Source organism: Bacteroidia bacterium (genome assembly GCA_019695265.1).
GTDB lineage: Bacteria > Bacteroidota > Bacteroidia > JAIBAJ01 > JAIBAJ01 > JAIBAJ01.
In genome coordinates this window covers 35,381-55,834 of the sequence record JAIBAJ010000011.1, presented here as the reverse complement: position 1 = coordinate 55,834, position 20,454 = coordinate 35,381, and the positions used below count along the sequence as shown (strand labels likewise).

Here is a 20,454-nt window from a genome sequence, read left to right as displayed (position 1 = left end):
AAAAACTGATTGTTCGGCATTAACATCATTATATATCGTGAATTCAATTTTTACCATTGGGATAAGTTGATTTTCACTTACATTATCAGACCGATAAAAGCCAAGTTCGAAGCACCCCGGGCAACGATTGAGGCAGTGTAGCCCGCAAGGTTGCGCAGTGTTAACGGAGCAGCCGAGGACTACCGCCGAAAGCGTGACCTTTTTGCCTTGCAGAAACTTGGAAAATTAACTGAAGTTCTTGGCAAAAAGGGGCCCGCCAAAATCTCCTTACCGAATTGAAAGCTCTCCCCTACCCTTTGATTACCTGATTTTTACGTTTGTAATACACGAAATTAATGGCCAGCCAGGTTAGAAAACCGACAGTTAACACGATGGAAATTGGCATCACCCATTTTACCCAAGAAGAATAATAGGTCAGATAAAGTACATTGTAAACCGGTAGGAAAATGATTAAACGAAGTATTTCAATGCGGTTGACCCATTTACGCCCTTCCATAATTCCACCGCAATTCATGGTGGTTAGGATGATAATTAGAAAGAAAATGATTCGGTAAAACCAGGAAAGCTCGGAAAAATGTCCCATAAAAGATACAATTCCAAACATGAGGGCTAAAAATTGAACAAATACATAAATCTGCATGTTCAATTTGGGCTTAACCTGATATTTGTCCACATGTCCCTCGGAATTTTTGTATAATTTAGAATCCATTCCCAGCAGGTTTCCTAGGTATTCCGGACCTTTCCATAAAAGCATAAATTTATTCCAAAGCCCTTTTTCGCGTTTCATTCCTTCAATCAAATCAACATAAAAATGCACATTGGCCCAGACCGGATCCCAACTATTAATGGGTATAGTGGTTCCATATTCAGGCTCTTCTTTTTCCTCTACAAAGGTTCCAAACATTCGATCCCAGATAATAAAAACGGCTGCATAATTTTTGTCTAAATACTGCGGATTGATGGCATGATGCACCCGGTGATGCGAAGGGGTATTGAAAATCCACTCGAACCAGCCCATTTTTTTGATGGAACGGGTGTGAATCCAATACTGATACAACGTTACAAATGCAGCTGCACCTCCGAAAATAAGTGGATCAAAACCTAAAAACGGAATGGGCAAAAACATGAAAAAAGCGATGAGGTTGTGAATCCAGGATTGACGTAAGGCAACGCTTAAATTGTATTCCTGACTCTGATGATGAACAATGTGGGCTCCCCAAAAGAAATTCATTTCGTGCCCCCACCGATGAGCCCAGTAAAATATAAAATCAAATAGAATTACGCATAAAACAAATGACAACCAGGTTTGCCCTTGTTGAAACGGTGCCAAATGGTTGTAAATCCAGGTGTAAACCAACATAAGTCCAAGTTTCGACAAGGTGTTAAAGGCTTGACTGCCAATTCCGATATTCAGGTTGGTAATAGCATCTTCGAAGTTGTACCAACTCTTACCTTTTAAACGACCAAATAAAAACTCGAAAAAAATGCTTCCTAAAAAAAATGGAATAGCGAATAGAATGTAATTGGGACTCATGAGGGTTAAAATTTGTCCAAATATAAAGAAGCAACAAAACCTAAAACTGACTGCTGTCAGGCTTTTTAGAATTTTTAAGGTGTTTTAACGAAATACTGGAAAATGGGTAGTTTCGAAATCTAAATGAAGAATTTATGCTTTCCTTTTAGCTACATATTTCAATATAAATTTTTTCAAAAAATTGGGCGGCATTTTATACCCTTTGGCCATACGTTTTCCCATGTCCGGATACTCTTCTGCCTTTGCCGGCGTGGTTCCTAGTCCATCCACATACCGGTTAAACATGCAAAAGGCCGCAGCAATCAGAACTGTATCGTGAATTTCTTCGTCACTTGCTCCTAGCTTTTTAGCAGCATCTACATCCGTTTGGGTAACCTGTTTGCCACTTTTCTGAACTTTCCCTGCAATTCGAAGTAGGCTTTTCATCTTTTCGGAAACATTGGCCGTGTCAATATCTTTAATAACACAACTTACTGTTTTGCCTTGGTCGCCCAAGTGAACATTAGCTGCAGCCGTGTGCGAAAGGTGACAAAACTCACACTCGTTGAGGTAAGAAACATAGGAAGCAATTAATTCCCTTTCGCCGCTACTAAGGGGTGATTTTTCCAACAACAAAGTATTGGCGAGGTTGGATAAGGCATTGCCGGTTGAATTTTTATAGAATAATAATTCTAAAATGCCGGGTTGGTCTATGCCGGTTTGAATATAAGCCATGGAATATTTAATTTAAGGGTTAGCACAAACTTAGGACTTTTTTTAAATCACTTTTAGATTTTTTGCCTTAGTTCCTGCTTCTAAATTCCAATGGAGTTTTTCCTGTTTTTAGTTTAAATAGTTTACTAAAATACTGCGGATATTCAAACCCTAATTCATAGGCAATTTCACTCACATTTTGATCCGTATTCAACAAAATACGTTTGGCTTCTTCTATCAGGTGATAATGAATATGATCCTGAGCATTCATACCCGTTTCTTTTTTCAACAAATCGCTTAAATAGTTGGGAGAAAGATGAACTTGTTCAGCCAGAAACTTAACCGTAGGCAATCCATTGCTTCTAACATCCGAATTTCTAAAATAGTTCTTTATAACTCGTTCAACCTGAGCTACATAATCACTGTTAATTGATTTACGAGTTATAAATTGACGACCATAATACCTGGAACAATAATTCAACAGTAATTCAATATTGGAAACTATTAAAGTCTGACTATGCACATCGATGTTTTCATCGAGTTCGTTTTGGATTTTTTGTATTCCATCCCAAAGAATTTGCTTCTCTTTATCCGACAAATGCAAGGCTTCTGTCATCTCATAACTGAAAAAGCTATAATCGTCCATCTTTTCACCCAAATTGGTTCCCCGTATCAAATCCGGATGAAAAAACAAGCCCCAACCGAGTTTATCCGGCCTCTTCTCAATTTCGGTATCCATAGTTATGGTTTGTTTCGGAGCAATGCAAATCAGACTTCCATCTTGAAAATCATAAGATTGGCGACCATATTTAATTCGGTTGCTGCAATAATTCTTAAACATGATGGAGTAAAAATCAGCACTCACACGGGTGTCTTCAGGCATGTATTCATCCACCATGGCAAAATCTATAATGGCCACCAGAGGATGCTTGGGTTTCCAACCCGGAATGAGCAACTCAATATCCGAAATGGATTTAAGGTGAATTATCGGTTTCATGGTTTAAACTTGACTCATTACCACTTTGTCAAATATACGATCTCCGAGGAATATACGCATCCATACCATCGGTTTTGCCCACTTCCCTACTCTATAGCGAGTTTTAGGCTTGTCCGATTGCACTATTTTCGAAATTGTTTCAGCAATTATAGCCGGTTTTGAACCTCCTCCATTCGCATACATAGCTTTGGTGGCAGCCACTAGTTTGTTGGTAATGCCTGAATAAACTGTTTTTCCTGAATACTTGGTAATATTATCCAACATCACCTCACCAAATTCGGTTTCGATAATTCCGGGCTCCAAAATAACCACATTAATATGGAACTCTTTTAATTCCAGACGCAAACAATCGCTAAATCCTTCCAGTGCATGTTTGGATGCATGGTACCAGGCTCCCATTGGTGTATACATTTTTCCGCCCATCGATGAGGTGTTGATGATGGTTCCCCGATTGGCTTTACGCATAAAAGGAATAACTTTTTGCGTGAGGGTGGCCAAACCAAAAATATTCACTTCAAATTGTCTGCGCACCTCTTCCAATGGAACATCTTCAACCGATCCATATAAACCATAACCGGCATTGTTCCACAGTACATCAATTTTTCCTTCTTTTTGAATAATGGTATCCAATACCGCCTGAATTTCATTTTCGTTGGTCACATCCATTTTTATTGGAAAACCTCCAAGTTGTTCCAGGTCTTTCATCTGGTCAATGCGTCTGGCAACTGTATAAACCAAATGACCTTGTTTAATAAGTGTTTTAGCTGTTTCCTTACCCATTCCGGAGCTTGCTCCTGTAATTAATATCACTTTTTTCATTGTTGTAAATTTTGATGGGGCAAAGGTCCTTTCTTCTGCCCGGATGGATGTATACAAATCCACGCTTCTTGGAATCAAATTCCTTTTTTTATTTTTTGGAAACAATCTTCAGTGACCCGAATAGGCTTCAGCCCTGCTATCGGCTATAGTTTGCCTTTTTTATTAGCCTTGTACTGGTTTTAGTTCAAACTCCCCGTTCCATGCAACCTATTACAGTAAAAAAGGCAAAGCTATTTGCCTCTATCAGGTTTAAAACCAATCTGCATCGCCATTAAAAATCTTTTTATTAGCAGTTTATTTCATACGAGCCCCAATTTTATACCGCACTTTTCATTTGAAACGAAGTGAACAAATGACAAGTGTGGTGGGATGTATTCCAAATCAATTTTGAGTTATCTTTTGGAGATTATTTCTTTTTTGCTACTTCTTTAAAGAAGGATAAAAGCAAATACCCGTTACCGGTTTGCATATATCTTTCAGCCGCTTCTTTAAACCTATCCGGTTGGTAAGTAAGATAACGTGTTTGATCAACAAAATCTAAATACAATGTATCCTTCCAGGAGCCATAGTTTGTTACTTTTTCCTTGCCTCCTTCGTGCATTTCATACAAATTTTGAATGGTATCGTTTCGAAAAATGGTGTCACCACTCAGCCGAAATGTGCCAAACCTTTCCCTTTCCGTACAAGCTCCGCAATAGACATACGACCGTGTTTGTCCATTGCTCATCAACCATAAAAAGGTGTTTTCTATTCCAATTTGGGCATTGTAAACAGCAGTGTCTATCCTGTTTGTTTGCCCAAAAAGGTTCATTCCAATGCAGATGGAAAAAACAGTTAGCATAGACTTTAGTTGCTTCATGGCCTCCAATTTATAATTGATTATTCAAATGTACTCAATGAATTAAAAGGATAAACCAACAAAAAAACAGAAGTAATGGTACTTGTTATATATCCAGGCAGCAATTTGTTTCAGTTCATGAAAACATTCAGGCTTGCCTGATGAAAAGTTCTAGGCTTTTATCCATTTCTTTACAAGCTGGATTAAACCATCTTTTGCTACTTCAACTTCAGATAAGTTCTTAAAGGTAGCAACAGCCCTGTCGTTTTCTTTCCAAACAAGTAGTTTTGAATTGTCTTCAATTAATTTGTTGTTGGGTTGCTCTTGCTTTTTTGCACCTCTATGAAAAATAAGCTGAATAGTTTTAGGAGGGTTGATTTTCATCGTAATTCTGTCTTCCCCGTTGAAAGCGTAATTAGGTCCATTCCATTTAATGTTTTCCGTTAAATTATGGTCGGCAGATAGGATATAATTTCTTAAATGCTCAATTTCAATTCTTAATGGATGGTTTAACTGGTTTAAGAAAACAGTTACCTCGCTATTTAATGCTTTTAAAGTCATATTGAAAATGTATTAATCTAATAAACGCAATGGTAATTTATGAATTCACTGCAATTCAGGCAATTCATAGAATTACTCCATTTGCCTGAATGAAATAAAACAACAGCCCATTTGCCGGCAATAAATTTTCCCAAACCTAGGAAATTTTGACCTTACAACAATTTTAATTTATAAATAGTCCGAATGCTTTTATAAATTAAAATTGGTAAATGCCGAGGCAAAAGCTGTTTAGACCAATTTATTCAAGAATTAATATATAAAATTGGACTAAACCTAATGTCCATTCGGTATTACAATTGCGGATGGTAAATCCGCTTGGCATTCTTGTAGATTTCCTTTTTATCCAAAGTCATTCTTTTCAATTCATGTCTACCAAAGGCATGCATTTGATCATTGTAATGTTTGCTGCTTGAAAAACTACTGGCTCCGTAAGGACTGATTGAATTGATATGGGGGCCATCTTTTTTAAATTCTACCAATTGCATATAGCCATCACCTGCAACCATTCGTATTCTGCCATCAGACTGAATATGTCCAAAAACGGCGCGTATCGCATCCGGACCTCCATTTAATCCCACATATTTCCCTCCTCTTTCCAACACCTGAACTTTACCCAAAGGTTGATCAATACTACCAAAATAGGTTATCAAATGTGCCTGAGCCTCCCGAATACAAGCAACAAAGGTTTCTTCCATTTTTTTAGCATCCTTATCCAAATCCTTTAAACGTTCATGTGGACCATTCAACATTTTATATATGGTAAACATAAAAATTGAAGCATTTCTGTCCATGGTATCCGCTTCGTGGTCAAATGCTTTGATCCGATTTATTGCATCTGCAATATCAGGGTATTTGCCTGGATCCAACTTAAAAATATTGTCCAACCAAAATTGGCCTCTGTAAGTAATATGCTTTGGAAAAGTATAATCGAACTTTATTTTTTTGAAATCTTCAAAATCAATGAAAGTATTGGCATATTTTTCATTCATTAACTCATAAAAACGTAAACTACGGTTATTAAATTCCGGCTCATACCCTATTCCTTTGTTATACATTTCTAAGGTTCCGTTTTCAGTGGAACAGGTAGCCTCGTAACCGGCATTGTTGGTATTGAAAACAAAACCACATTCCGGATTTAAAAATTGAGCCAAACTATCAATGGGTAAGTAGCTATTCCATAAAGTTGCTGAGGTATCTCCGGGTAAAACCTTTTTCCAATTGTAATGCTTGTTTCGTAAAGGAATCAACCCGTTTGAAATAAAGAAAATAGTATCATTTTTGTCTGCATAGGTAATATTTTGTCTGGATAAACCCTGAACTTGGAGTGCTTTTTTAAATTCAGTAAAATTCCTGGCTTTGTTCATTCGATACCATTGCAGAGAAGTTTTGGGTTGGATCAGTGCCGGCATTCGAAGCGAGAAAAAACCATGCTCATTCTTCATGGTAGGTCCATAAACACTGGTCCAATACTTTTTTCGAACCGTTATTACAAACTTATGCTTCTTTCCTAATCCAACATGCATTTTGGCTCGATGGGTTTCCAGCTTTTTCCATTGACCATCAAACTTATACCAGTACTTCTTTTTAGGATGCATAGTTAATTTATAAGTATCGATTTCGTCCAATTGCCCGGTGGTATGCGCCCAACCTAAATTCTCATTGGTTCCTAAAAAAATGGTGGTTGAACCATGGAACAAGGCACCAATAATATTCCAACCTTCTTCACTGCAAACATGCGCTTCATACCACGACAAAAGGCCTTCAATGGGTTGATGGGCATTAACAGCCAAAAAGGTGCTTCCATTTTTTGTCTTTAAAGAATTAAAAGCAAAGGCATTCGATCCAATTCCGTCTTCAGGTTTTGGCATATCATGAATAATAGTTCCATCCACCATTCTTCTCACCGTACCTTCTACTCCACCCATCAAAGCCATTCCTAACATATAACCGGCCACTAAATGCTGCGGACGAATTGGAAGTAGTTTTTTATTCCATAATTTTTCAGGATGGGCATAAAAGTAGGCATTGGCTCCTGCTGCATATCCCTCCAATACCTTTTTAAAATCGTCCGGAATTTCCTTTTCATAAACCTTATCAACATAATCAACAACCCCTAAAAACTGAACAGCAAAATCAATCTTGGCGCCATCAACTCCTTGCCTTTGTCCTAATCTACCGCACATAGTGCTAAGCATGAATTGGGCATTGTCTACATCATCTTCAGCCGTTGCCCAGGCCAATCCATAAGCAACCTCAGCATCCGTTTTTGCAAAAATGTGGGGAATCCCAAATGAATCTCTTACAATATCAATTTTGCTGGGATCAATAGTAGTTATTGGTTTCTTATTCTGAGAAAATACAAATTGAACAACTAAGATACCAATTGCCAAAAAGAAAAATCGTTTCATGTTCAGTAATTTTATGGAGTAGGAAATGGATTAAATTGAATAACAACAGGACGGTGGTCACTAAGCCAATGAAGGGTATCATTCTTCCAGTCCGGACAATCATACTTTTTGATTTTCATTGACTTATGAGTAAATATATAATCTATTCGATTAAGTGGAAAAGGAGGATAATAAATTTCAAAACCGGCAAAACTATAGTCAGTTCCCAGAACTTCACCAGCCACTTTGCGACTATCATTTAGGCTTTGAGTCAAAACGGCATAGCTGCTATGTTCAGGGTTCAAATTCAAATCGCCACAGACCACATAAGGATCATTTCCGGCAATTTCTTCGGTTTTACTCTTTAACAACAATCCCGATTGAATTCTGGCCTCTTGACCTTTATGATCAAAATGCGTATTGAAAACAAGGAGAATTTTTCCATTGCTTTTAGACTTTAACTTCACCCAGGAAACTATCCTTGGCAAGTTAGCATCCCAACCTTTTCCTGGCTTTTCAGGTGTTTCACTTAACCAAAAACTTCCTTTTTCTAAACAAATCCATTCCGATATTTTATAGAAAATAGGAACCATTTCTCCTTTTCTTTTTCCATTATCCCTTCCAACTCCATAAGCCTCATATTCAGGCAATCCTTTTTGCAAATCATTGAATTGTCCTGCTAAAACTTCCTGGAAACAATATATAGAACCATTCAAATGTCTCAAACTATCCAACAAGTTTGTCCTTCGTTTGGGCCAGGCCGAAACTCCATCCATTGGATTGTTGAATCGGATATTATAACTCAATAGTTGAATTTCAGTCTGGGAAAACGCCATCAGGTGTGTAATGACAAATACCAACAGCAATCCAACTTTTTTCATTTAGAACTGCAATTCTTTAAGGTAAATCGGATGTTCAATTTTAACTTCTCCTTCCTCACTGATAATTTTCAAAGTAATCAAGGTTTCCATTCCTTTCCATTCAATATCAATCCAACCAAAGTTAGGCTTCATATAAGCACCATGAATCCGATGAATATTTTCTCCTGCACAGCTATGCCCATGGGTCATACCCGACGAAGTAAGATCGTAGAACGGGTAAGCATTCGTCCTTTTCAATTTGGACATTTCAGAATAATGAACATCTCCAGAAACAAAGAACAATCCATTGGCTTTGGTTTTTTCTATCAATCGCATCATTCTTTCTCTTTCATAGGGAAAATTGGCCCAAGCTTCCCAACCATTAAAATCAACTAAAAACTGGGTACTACTACAAACTATTCGAATATCCGCCGGCACTTTTAAAGTTTCTTCCAGCCATTTCCATTGCTCTTCACCAAGCATGGTTTTAGTGGAATCTTCACATTTTCCATATTCACCATAACAATCTTCATCCTTTCCAACCCTGCATAATTTATCCCGAAATGTTCTGCAATCCAATAAAATAAACTGTACCCTCTCCCCTTCTGGTCCAACAACCAATTGATGGTAAATTCCAGGATGTTTTCTGCGTTCACTTTCAGCCGGTTCTTTAAAAAAATCCAGGAAAATCTCCTTGCTTTCTTCCTTTTTAGGATATTCCTTTCCTCCGTCATTTACCCCATAGTCATGATCATCCCAAACTGCTAAAACTTTAGTTTTCTCCCATAATTTTTGCAATCCCGGTTTAGACCCCAATTGACCATACTTTGCCTTTAAAACAGCCATATTTTGGGTGTCTCCATAAATATTATCTCCCAAAAACAAAAAGTAATCAGGATGTAAATCATTTACTTTATACCAAATCTTTTGTTCGTTATCCTGACTTATACAACTTCCAAAACCAATTCGAATTTTATGCTGTGAATAAACCTGTTGCCATCCTATACTAATTCCAGCAACAAGCAAAGAGGCGATTACATTTTTCATGGAAGGAACTAAATTTTATACCTAACCTGTAAAGTGAAATTCCTAGGAGCTTCCATAATACCGGGTCTGGTGGAATAAGTATGATTAGTTAAGTTTTTACATACAAATCCAAGTCTTATTTTGGATGTAATATCAAATCCCGCACGAATATCCATTACCAAATCACCTTTAATATGCTTACGTTGATATTCATTGTAGTTGTAATTTAAAAAATCATCTACCAAACTAAAAATAGCCGGAATTTTCTCCGGGAAACTTCCGTAATAAATGGTATAACCAATAGATAGTTTTTTGTAAGTTATTTCAATATCTCCTCTTACCAAATGTCGGTTTCTAAATTGGAGTATATTGTTGTAAGCATATGTACTATCAATTCGTTTGGTGGCGTATTTGAAAAAATCTTTGATGTAATTTTTGGCACTTCGAATGTTAGAATTGGAATCCAAATCAGCCGGGAAAGTATAGGTATAACCTCCCATTACCCGAATCTTAAATTCACCAATATTTCCCTCGCCCATTAGTCCAATTTCGTATCCTGCAATTCTGGCTCCTGCAACATTAAATGGTTTTAAACCAAAACTGGTGGTATCTTGTCCCTGCGAGCCTTTATAGGTATATAAATCAAACCGATATTCCACGAATTTATCGTATTCCTGCCAAAAGAGCGCCGCATCCAACAATCCATTGAAATTGCCAATTCTAAAACCTTGTTTTAAACCAATTTCAGCACTCCAGCCTTTTTCCACATCCAAATTAGGGTTAGGTACTATTTTCAAAATGGAAAAACTTGCATCAACATAACGCTCACCAATAGTTGGTTGTCTATACGATTGACCGTAACTAGCCCTCAAGAAAGTAAATTTGGCAATTTGATAATTAATACCTGACCTAAATACAGGAATCCCCCATTGTACCATGGTATCTACACCATTAATCTCGTACCTTACCCCGGCAGTCGCCGAAAATCGCTTGCCAACAAAGTATTCTCCTTGTGTATAAACAGCACCGAAATAATTAATTCGTAAACCCGGATATAAATTGCTTCTCGAAAAGCCCGCACTTAAGGGTAAACCACAAGTAAGTATGGCTTTTTCTTTAAATTTTTTCTGAAATTGGTAATCTCCATTAATTGAATGTGAGTTTGCATTGGGATCATCGCCATTACCCCATCTGAAAACATTTAAATACCTAAATCTTAAGGTATGCTTTGCTCCATTGGTTCCTGAATAAGTAAGATGTGGGTCTATATAGGTTTGCATATACCTGTTATCGGACCAACTACTGGCAACATATGCACTATCGTCCAAATTGTGAGAAAGGAAAAATAGTCCATTGTTTTCTCGTTGCCAGTTAAAATCCAAACCATATTGTAAACCCGGCTTTTTCTTACTATTGATGCGGGTTTTCATATCAAGCCTTCCCCTAACCGAATTGCCTTGATCCAGATAACTATTGGTAATATACAAATTCCCCCCTGACACTAAATCTAAAATCCCAATCTTTCTTTTGTCTGAAAAACTAATTCCTGAAGTACTGGGTGCTGAACCTTCCGGCCACCAACGCATGGAATCAATTTCAGGAGCCCCAAATACCTGGGTGAAAGCTGTAATTTCTGTCTCCGGTTCTGATTTTGGCCAAGCTGTACGCATGTTTATTACACCATTCAAGGCTGATGAACCATAAACAACGGAAGAAGCCCCTTTAATCACTTCCACCTGTTCGGCATTTTCAATCGGAGCAAACGACCACTGGTTCATTCCCAGGTCAGCGCTGGCAATGGTTAATCCATCAACCATTACGGCAGTTCTGGAACCAACACCATAGGAATACGAGCTCCCTCCACGAATACTTACTTGTCCATCCTGAACCTGAACCCCGGCTACCCGGTTGACAGTTTCAGATAAGTCAATAGAATTCGTGTTTTTTATCTGTGCTTTGGTCAATACCTCCACGGATACATTTTCCCTGGCTAAATCTTTTTCATATTGACTCGAAGAAATTACAACCATTTTTAACTGGCTCTTCCTCCCTACCATTTCGATGGTCAAATTCAATAACTCCTTGTTCTTTACATTCACCTTTTCTTCCAGGTTCTCATATCCCATATAAGAAAACTTCAATACATGAGGCCCCTCTCTAAGTGTCAATTTGAAGTCACCTTCCAATCCGGTAACTTCCTTGGCAACACCATCCACAGAGATGGCAACACCGATGAGTTTTTCACCATTTGCTTTGTCCTTGACAAATCCGGAAACAATTCCATTTTGCGCAACTGCTGCAAAAGTAAATAAGGTAAATAGGAAGGTAAGTACTGGTTTATTCATACGAGGGGAAGTAAATGGTATTTTCTATTTGATTTTATGATTGCTTAAAAATTATTCTCGCCATCCATTTGGCAAACTTTATCCATGCAGTTGGTTTGGGATTTCGATAACGCCTTTCCAATTTCCTGAAATAGGCCGGCTTCTTTGCCTTTAATTTATTGATGCTGGAATGAGTAATATCCATCACAGCTAAGGTAACATTGCTTTCATCAACTACACTCAACCTAACTTTTTCCTTTCCCATTACCTCCACCTTACCAAATTGGTTTTTGAAATTCTTATTGCCTTTTAAACCTCCTCCACCATGGTTCCAAACAAATTTATCATACCGTGGATACCCCATCAATTTGCAAAATTTATTCATGTAATAGGCTAAATGAGTCCCCGCAACAGCTAAACCACTGGCATTGATTTCAGGTAAACCTCCATTCGTTCCATCGTCCATCACATTGTGGTGGGTATCTCCACTAATCACAATAACATCCTTTATCTGGTTGTTCTTTAAAAAAGCAAGCAACTCATTGGATTGATAAGGAAATCCTGCCCAATACTGTGAAAATGAACTTGCTATACGCAAGCCTGTCCCCTTTTCACCGGCATCTCCGGCAATAATATCCTGGGTCTTTATTCCTAAATCAATCAGGTGTTTTAAATTCTGGTTAAATGGCAATCCACAAACCAAAAATTTCCAATCAGCCTTCGATTCCTTTAGCTTTTGCTTGGCCCAATCCATCTGCTTTTTTGAAATTAGCCTTACATTGCTGTCCGGAGCAAACGACCAATGGTTTTTTAAACTGTCATATTTGAAATTCCTGTAGTTTAAATCGGCCGTAAATCGGGTATCCAGGAAAATAAATTCACAATTACCCATCACAAACGAATGGTAAAACCCATCCGAACTATCTACCAAAGCATATCCAGGAAAATTCTCTACATAACCTCGTTTGCAATTGCTTCGCTCTAATTGGGAAAATTTTGTAGTATGTAATTTGTTGACCACTACCTTTTTCTTCTTCTTCCCTCGCTGCTGCATCTCAATACTTACACCGGCCGAACCTTCTTCCCTCGCACATCCCCAACCATCATCATCATCCGCTATATAGGCAATTGGAACCGTCCTTAACATTTCCTTCATGCGCTTTTCCTGATACCTCCTTCTAAACGACTCTTGCACCGCCTCATACGTAAATGGATATTCATCACCCATCTGATAACTTGGGTAGGTAAAATCTCCGGTATGAATCATCATTCTTGGCTTAAGTTCAGCCATCCTATCAAAGGTGCGCATGTTTTCCGATTCCTGACACGAACCGGTAACAAACACATAATTACCGGGCTCACCAGGTTTTGGAAAGGTTGTAAAAGAGCCTTGCAGCGAATCCGGTCTTTCTGACTCAAAATAAAACTTTATTGCATACAAGGTATTTGATTTCAACCCATCTACATCCACTATCATGGAATTATCCCGCTCCGGTTTGGTATCAAACAACCATTCCCCCTTCCAATCTCCATTCTCCAATACCAGTTTGCCCGACATAGGCGCTACCGTTCTCACATACACTCTGGCCCCCGATTCCGTTACTCCTCCAACTACCGGACCATGTGTAATCTTTTGTCCAATACCTATAAACGGAATTATAAATAATAGGAGTGTCTTGAATACAATCGGTTTTATATGATACATTTAAGGTATAATTGCAGGCCGTCAAATATATTTTTATTCCAAGCCAACCCGCCATGATGAAATTGTTAAATCTACTATTTTTTTCAGCACTTATTAACATTTCTTCATCTTTTGCCCAAACTACCAACGGTGGAAAGTACATTCTGCTCATTGGTATCGATGGATTAGGTGGTTATGCTTTTCCACATGCCAATACCCCAAATATTCAGAAACTTTGGAGTAAAGGCAGTTATACCTTCAAAGCTCGTTGCATCTATCCAAGTTCATCCAGCCCCAATTGGGCAAGCATGGTTATGGGGGCTAAACCCCGTAAAACCCAGATTCCAAAAAATGGATTCTCCCTCGAAAAGGCAACTAAAAAAGCATATTGTGGCAGAAAACCGGGTCAACTTTGGCCTTCCGTTTATACCCTACTCCACGAACAAAAACCCGAAAAGAAAACCATACTCCTGCACCATTGGGACGAATACAATCGATTCGTTAATTTATCCGATGTTTACCTCGATCGTTGCACCCATACCGAAGATTCCACCGCATTCTATGCCATTCAAACCATCCAATCCGGTATGCCCGACCTACTCTTTTTGCATTTCGACAATGTAGATCATGCCGGTCATACCTACGGACACAAAACTCCGGCATACTACCGCGATGTGCATAAGGTAGATTCCCTGGTTGGATTGGTCATCCAAGCGCTTGAAGCAAAAGGCATTTTGGAACAAACTACCATTATTCTTACTGCAGACCATGGAGGAAGAGGAAAACACCATGGCTGGATTACCGAGGGTGAGATGAATATCCCTTGGATCATTACCGGCCCCGGTATAAAACTCAATCATCCCCTTAAAAACAAATCTGTAGTAACCATCGATACCGCTGCAACACTAGCCTACCTGCTCGGACTTACCATTCCAGAATGCTGGGATGGTAAACCCGTACTCGATGCCTTCATTCAACCACACTAAAAACCGGTTATCGCAAGTACGCATGACTTGTTAAACGGAGCAGGATTGGCCGGATTAGGATGCTGTATGGAAACAAAATAGGTTGTACCATCCGGTGTAAACATATTGCCAGTGGTTTCGCTACCTTCCGGTGCCATCATAAACCGTTGCAAATCTTCTAAAACAGGCTGTTTCAATGATGGATCTAAAAAGAAAACCTCATTGTAAGTTTCTCCACGTTTCACAATTTCTTCGCTTGCCTTGCCATTTAATTGCCCTTGCGAATCTTCACTTATAACTAACCATTCCTTGCCCTTAATTTTGGCTACAGTCATCGCATCCGGACTTGCAAAACAAAAATTGGGATCCTTTTCTGATACTCCTCCATTTAAATAAACCCGAATCTGATTGGTTTGTAAATCTAATTCCAAAATCCTTCCATAAGGATCCTCATATTCCTGTCCTTTCTTCTTACACAAGCGTTCCAGATGCGCTGCAGGTCTTCCACCTAAACCAACCTCATAATAAAAATCAAAATGTCCGGATCCCGATTCCGATATATACAGCTTATCCCCAATTCGTTGCAACCATTCCTGGTCAATAAACATAGTTGCTCCTCGTTTTACAGCTATTTCAATACTATTCTCCAAAGCATCTTCTCGCATGGGTAACGAAATCCAGGTCGGAAAACCATCATCTGCCCTTTCCTGATATGCAAACAGTTGCCCTTTGGTATAATCTCCTGCTTGGTCTGCCACAAATTTGAATAAAATGGATGGCTTATTATCTGAACTTAAATAAACCGTTTTCCCATCCGGCATAAACTCCGCATCCTCATGCCTGTACCTTCCAAAACCTTTTAATTTTCTCAAAGCCTGCTTGTTTTCCAGGTCAACCTCCACAGCCCAACCATAATTCAAATACCTGGGCTTTCCATTTATGGCCGAAGTATCCTGTATGCCCGACGATTTCAAAATTTCAGCATTTCCGGTCGGAAACTCTTCTTCCATGGTAACAATGGTTCCATGCGGTGTAAGTCCTCCACCACAATTTCTATACGTTTCTCCAACCGTAGAAAAATCAATTGCCTCCTTCCCTCCTACTACTTTCCATTTTCCATCTTCTTTCTTAATTTCCATCCTGGTGCCTCCTCCTCCATCGCCCAAAATTTTATTCGGCTTTCGTCCTTCCTGGCTTACATATAACCAACCATGCTCGCTCGAATTATTGATAGGAACATAAACTACCATGTCTTGCTCATCTTTCCCCGGCGAACTCACTCCTTTTGCATTAAACACTTCATCTCCGGCCGAGTATAAAACCTGATAGCTAAATCCTGCCGGTAATACCACTGTTTTATTCTGATAATTGTACAAAACAGGTTGAAATACTTGATTTTGAGCATTTAAACTTATGCCTAATGCCATTAAGCCTAATCCGGAATATATCGCTAAAATTGGTTTCATGCCCACAAAGTAAGCATGAATTGCCACGTTAATAGGCGCTTTAGTTTAATTGTTTCTTATTTTTTTGTAAACAATCTTCTGTGACCCGAATGGGCTGCATCCCTGCTATCGGCTATAGTTTGCGGTTTTTATTTTCTGCAAACCCTAGTAAATTTCCTTTTAAACCAATTCTGCTAAACCTAAAACCGCAAAGCTATTTGCCTCTATCAGGTTTAGCTTAGTTGCTGTTTTGCCTTTGTCAATCTTCATCCTGTTGCCACTTCCAACAGCACTGCATACACCACTTGGTTATCGCCGCCCATTTACCACCTCCGGATTACCCATTTTCCCACTTTGATAATTCTGTATGCATTGCTTAATTTCAGCCTCTGTATTCATTACAAAAGGACCATAACTATACACCGGCTCTTGAAGCGATTGACCGCCTAAAACCAATACATCTGCTCCTTCTTTTGAAAATACAGGTACCAAATCCTTTCCTCGTTCAAACAATGCTACTTGATTGGTATTCACAATTTTATTTCCACTAGTTTCAATAGTACCTTTAATTACATATACAAAAACATTATGGGTTGGGTTAACAGGAATTTCCAGTTTTCCATTGGGTTTTACCTGAATGTGGTAATAAAAAGCAGGTGATAACAATTCAATTTTTGATTTGGCACCAAACAATTCTCCCAAAATAACTTTGGCGGCATAGTCCTTGGTTTTCAAATTAGCCATTTTATCTTCTCTATGCACATCCGTTGCTGGGGCAGAAAACTTATATTTTGCAGGCATGTTTAACCAAATCTGAAATCCATGATACAACCCACCTTCCTCATAAAGCTTTTGCCCGGTTTCTTCCATGTGTATAGCTCCCCTTCCGGAGGTAAACATCATAAAATCTCCTCGTCCTATTTGAAAATCGTAATTTAAACTGTCCCGGTGATGCCCGTTTCCGGATAAAAAATAGGTAGTAGGCACTATTCCGGCATGCGGGTGTGCGTCAACACGTAAGGGTTGACTATTGGGAGTTAAATTAACAGGCCCAAATTCGTCAAACAATACATAAGGTGAAACATAGTCGTTCTGATCCCCGGCGAAGGCTCTTAGTATGGGCAAAGTTCCAACCTTTTCCTTACTGGTATTTAATATTCGATACACGGTTCGGTAACCTTTGCTGTCGGTTAACCCAAAACTACCTTTCAATAAATTGGGTAATGCTAAACTAACGCCTACAATGGCTGAACCTTTAAAAAATTGTCTTCTATACATGGTTTGGTAAAATTAATCAATCTTCCTTTTTGTCCATTTGAACATTTAATTGATTTATTTCTTCCAATCTTCGTTTGAGTTGAACCACATAATCCTTGGCTAAAGCATTGTGAAACTGAAAGGCCGATTTATTAGCCCAGGTTAATGCCAAGTCATGTTTACCAAGCATCTCCGAAGCTACGGCTAAGTTATAACAAGCCCTACCGGCAATTTTTTCATCCTGAAGTACAGCTAAATCTTTCCAAATGGCAGCAGCATTTTCCCATTGCCTGGCATCGGCATATTTGGCTGCCTGTTTCATTCGAATTTCTTTTCTTGCTTTGGTATAGTAGCTGCGTTCAACCCTAGACCAACGAGCTGCGATTCGGTTTGAATAAACTTGTCCTCCTTCAAAGGCAGTTTTAAGAACAGCTTGCTCCGGGTTTAGCAAGGCCGTTTTTGCAGCAATCTCGGTAGGTCCTTCCGCATTAAACTGCATTTGATTATACATTTGGTGTTGATCTAAAATTGCTCCATTTCCGCGCTGATAAATTCTCCAACCCATGGTCACTTTTACATTCTCGGTCGCAGCAAAGAAATTCTGAATTACTTCTTTTTTATTCACCATGGTTTTACGTTGCATAGGCTTGGCAAACATGGCAATATCACTATCAAATACTTCAATTGCCAATACCGCATCAGCATTAAACTGTTGACATAATTGATTGATGGTTGCGGTATTTAATGGATCGGGGAAATATCCGGCCCCACTTCCTTCTAAATACCTATTTGCCAAAACCAAGTTGTATCTGGGACTATTAGCCAATTCAGATCTCAATCCTTCCAAGGCATTTTCGGCACCTTTTCGGTCGGTAAACATGAACTCACCGGTAAAAAATCCTTCCACCACATTCTGCCAGGCATTGTTGTTGTCAGGTTTGTATCGATTCACCAATACAATGGTTTTTATTTGAGGATCAATGGTAATATCGGATGGCTTTAATACTTCCAATTGTGCAGTATGCATGCAGGAACTCAATCCCAATAAACATGTCAGAATCAGAATGGGTAAATAGTGCTTCATCATTTCTCTTTTTCTTTGGGTATGCAAACATCTTACCAAAATTCTTCCATTTGAAAAACTTCAAGAAAAATATGCAAACAACATGTTCTTCAAAAATGAACATACTTACCTTCGCACTCAGATTTAAACTATGGAAAAATTTGATGTAACCGTAATCGGTTCCGGACCCGGTGGATATGTAGCAGCTATTCGCTGTGCACAATTAGGCTTTAAAACTGCAATCATTGAAAAATATTCAACCTTGGGTGGCACTTGTCTCAATGTTGGTTGTATTCCTTCCAAAGCCTTACTCGATAGCTCCGAACATTTTCATAATGCCATTCACAACTTCCGTGAGCATGGCATTTTAACCGACTCCGTTCAAGCCGATTTAGATCAAATGATTAAACGTAAAAACGGAGTAGTGAAGGCCAATGTAGATGGAGTCAATTTCCTGATGAAGAAAAATAAAATCACCGTTTTTCATGGTTTAGGTTCATTCGAATCCCCAACCCAAATCAAAATTACGAAGGACGATGGAAGCAGTGATATCATTGAATCGGCTAAAACTATTATTGCTACCGGTTCAAAACCCGCTTCTCTACCGGGAATAGAAGTAGACAAAAAAAGAATTATTACCAGCACCGAAGCACTCCAAATGAAGGAGATTCCGGAACATTTGTTGGTAATTGGAGGTGGAGTAATTGGGTTGGAATTGGGTTCGGTTTATGCTCGCTTAGGTTCTAAAGTATCGGTTATTGAATACGCTGATCGAATTATTCCGGGAATGGATGGCAGTTTAAGCAAAGAACTGCAAAGGGTTCTAGGCAAAATTGGTTTTCAATTTCACATGAGCCACCAGGTTTCCGGTGTAAAAGCCAAAGGCAAAACCGTTACCGTTGCCGCTACAGATAAAAATGGCAAAGAAGTTGAATTTAAAGGAGATTATTGTCTTGTTGCTGTTGGCAGAAAGGCCTACACTCAAGGACTTGGCTTAGAAAATGCAGGTATAAAAACCGACGAAAGAGGTCGAATTGAGGTAAATGCTCATTTACAAACCAATGTACCCAACATTTATGCTGTTGGAGATGTGGTAAAAGGCGCAATGCTTGCTCACAAAGCTGAAGAAGAAGGCGTTTTTGTAGCTGAAACTATAGCCGGTCAAAAACCACATATTAATTACAATGCCATTCCGGGAGTTGTTTACACCTGGCCTGAAGTTGCCGGAGTGGGTTTTACAGAAGAACAACTAAAACAAGATGGCAGAAAATACAAATCAGGACAGTTTCCATTTAGAGCCCTTGGCAGAGCAAGAGCCAGTATGGACCTGGACGGTTTTGTTAAGCTTTTAGCTGATGCTGAAACAGATGAAATTTTAGGTGTTCATATCATAGGCGCCAGAGCCGCTGATATGATTGGCGAAGGTGTTACTGCCCTGGAATTTAGAGCCAGCGCTGAAGACCTCGCCCGAATGAGTCATGCACACCCAACTTACATGGAAGCGATCAAAGAAGCAGCGTTGGATGTTACTGCCAAACGTGCCATTCACATGTAAAAACTCCAACAAATTTCAAAGCCAAGTAAGGTAATACGAGGCGTTATATTGGAATTTCGTTTTTAAGGATTAAATAAGGTAGCTATTCATCGAATGGCTACCTTTTTTATTGAATAAAATTCAATTGGATAACTAGGTTAAACACTTAATACCGATAGCCAATCAGTAATGGTCCAATTATGCTTCGCATTAATTTGCCTAAACAGCTTTAGCATCGGCATTTACCACTGTAATTTTCGAAATAGGTTTTGGACTATTTCTCCAATAATATTGGTATAAGAATGGTAGTTCAAAATACGGAAGTATGGGTTTGCACCTCGGGCAACGATAGAGGTAAGTAGCCCACAGGAGCACGCGGCGCTAGCCAAGGGCTACGAGGACTACAACCGATAGCGTGACCCGAACGCCTTGCATTCCAAGGTGGATTTTGCACATAAGTTTGTAGG

At 38.9% G+C, this 20,454-nt stretch carries 16 protein-coding genes; 2 read left to right on the top strand and 14 right to left on the bottom strand.

Annotated features, from left to right (window positions below):
- Positions 1 to 289: 289 nt before the first annotated feature.
- The 11 genes from K1X82_03480 to K1X82_03430 form a co-directional block, all read right to left on the bottom strand.
- Positions 290 to 1,534: a sterol desaturase family protein gene (locus K1X82_03480; protein MBX7181152.1), complete on the bottom strand. Its 1,245-nt coding sequence runs from the start codon at positions 1,532 to 1,534 to the stop codon at positions 290 to 292.
- A gap of 132 nt (positions 1,535 to 1,666) precedes the next feature.
- Complete coding sequence (locus K1X82_03475) at positions 1,667 to 2,248, bottom strand: peroxidase-related enzyme (protein ID MBX7181151.1); 582 nt, start codon at positions 2,246 to 2,248, stop codon at positions 1,667 to 1,669.
- A gap of 67 nt (positions 2,249 to 2,315) precedes the next feature.
- Positions 2,316 to 3,224, bottom strand: a complete 909-nt coding sequence (locus K1X82_03470) for a helix-turn-helix transcriptional regulator (GenBank protein ID MBX7181150.1) — start codon at positions 3,222 to 3,224, stop codon at positions 2,316 to 2,318.
- A 3-nt stretch (positions 3,225 to 3,227) separates the two neighbouring features.
- On the bottom strand, positions 3,228 to 4,043 hold the full coding sequence (locus K1X82_03465; protein MBX7181149.1) for an SDR family NAD(P)-dependent oxidoreductase: 816 nt from the start codon (positions 4,041 to 4,043) through the stop codon (positions 3,228 to 3,230).
- A 406-nt stretch (positions 4,044 to 4,449) separates the two neighbouring features.
- On the bottom strand, positions 4,450 to 4,902 hold the full coding sequence (locus K1X82_03460) for a hypothetical protein (GenBank protein MBX7181148.1): 453 nt from the start codon (positions 4,900 to 4,902) through the stop codon (positions 4,450 to 4,452).
- A gap of 150 nt (positions 4,903 to 5,052) precedes the next feature.
- Positions 5,053 to 5,442 carry a DUF1801 domain-containing protein gene (locus tag K1X82_03455; GenBank protein MBX7181147.1) on the bottom strand — a complete coding sequence of 130 codons (390 nt, stop codon included), beginning with the start codon at positions 5,440 to 5,442 and terminating at the stop codon, positions 5,053 to 5,055.
- 290 nt (positions 5,443 to 5,732) lie between these two features.
- Positions 5,733 to 7,850 carry a penicillin acylase family protein gene (locus K1X82_03450; protein MBX7181146.1) on the bottom strand — a complete coding sequence of 706 codons (2,118 nt, stop codon included), beginning with the start codon at positions 7,848 to 7,850 and terminating at the stop codon, positions 5,733 to 5,735.
- 11 nt (positions 7,851 to 7,861) lie between these two features.
- A complete protein-coding gene (locus K1X82_03445; protein ID MBX7181145.1) occupies positions 7,862 to 8,710 on the bottom strand; it encodes an endonuclease/exonuclease/phosphatase family protein in 849 nt (282 codons plus the stop codon).
- Positions 8,711 to 9,736: an alkaline phosphatase family protein gene (locus tag K1X82_03440; protein ID MBX7181144.1), complete on the bottom strand. Its 1,026-nt coding sequence runs from the start codon at positions 9,734 to 9,736 to the stop codon at positions 8,711 to 8,713.
- An 8-nt stretch (positions 9,737 to 9,744) separates the two neighbouring features.
- A complete protein-coding gene (locus K1X82_03435; GenBank protein ID MBX7181143.1) occupies positions 9,745 to 12,060 on the bottom strand; it encodes a TonB-dependent receptor in 2,316 nt (771 codons plus the stop codon).
- A gap of 34 nt (positions 12,061 to 12,094) precedes the next feature.
- Positions 12,095 to 13,744, bottom strand: coding sequence for an alkaline phosphatase D family protein (locus K1X82_03430; GenBank protein MBX7181142.1), 1,650 nt, complete (start codon positions 13,742 to 13,744; stop codon positions 12,095 to 12,097).
- A 53-nt stretch (positions 13,745 to 13,797) separates the two neighbouring features.
- Between K1X82_03430 and K1X82_03425 the strand changes: the two genes are divergently transcribed.
- On the top strand, positions 13,798 to 14,709 hold the full coding sequence (locus K1X82_03425) for an alkaline phosphatase (GenBank protein MBX7181141.1): 912 nt from the start codon (positions 13,798 to 13,800) through the stop codon (positions 14,707 to 14,709).
- Here the strand turns inward: K1X82_03425 and K1X82_03420 are convergent.
- The 3 genes from K1X82_03420 to K1X82_03410 form a co-directional block, all read right to left on the bottom strand.
- Positions 14,706 to 16,154: a PhoX family protein gene (locus K1X82_03420; protein ID MBX7181140.1), complete on the bottom strand. Its 1,449-nt coding sequence runs from the start codon at positions 16,152 to 16,154 to the stop codon at positions 14,706 to 14,708. The two genes, K1X82_03425 and K1X82_03420, sit on opposite strands and share 4 nt — an antisense overlap.
- A 288-nt stretch (positions 16,155 to 16,442) precedes the next feature.
- Positions 16,443 to 17,411, bottom strand: a complete 969-nt coding sequence (locus tag K1X82_03415; protein ID MBX7181139.1) for a pirin family protein — start codon at positions 17,409 to 17,411, stop codon at positions 16,443 to 16,445.
- Positions 17,412 to 17,427: 16 nt separating this feature from the next.
- The gene (locus K1X82_03410) at positions 17,428 to 18,477 is read right to left on the bottom strand and encodes a hypothetical protein (protein MBX7181138.1); all 1,050 of its coding nucleotides are present in this window, start codon (positions 18,475 to 18,477) and stop codon (positions 17,428 to 17,430) included.
- A 127-nt stretch (positions 18,478 to 18,604) separates the two neighbouring features.
- Here K1X82_03410 and lpdA point away from each other — a divergent pair, with 127 nt between their 5' ends.
- Positions 18,605 to 20,008, top strand: coding sequence for a dihydrolipoyl dehydrogenase (gene lpdA / locus K1X82_03405; protein MBX7181137.1), 1,404 nt, complete (start codon positions 18,605 to 18,607; stop codon positions 20,006 to 20,008).
- The last annotated feature ends 446 nt before the right edge of the window (positions 20,009 to 20,454 follow it).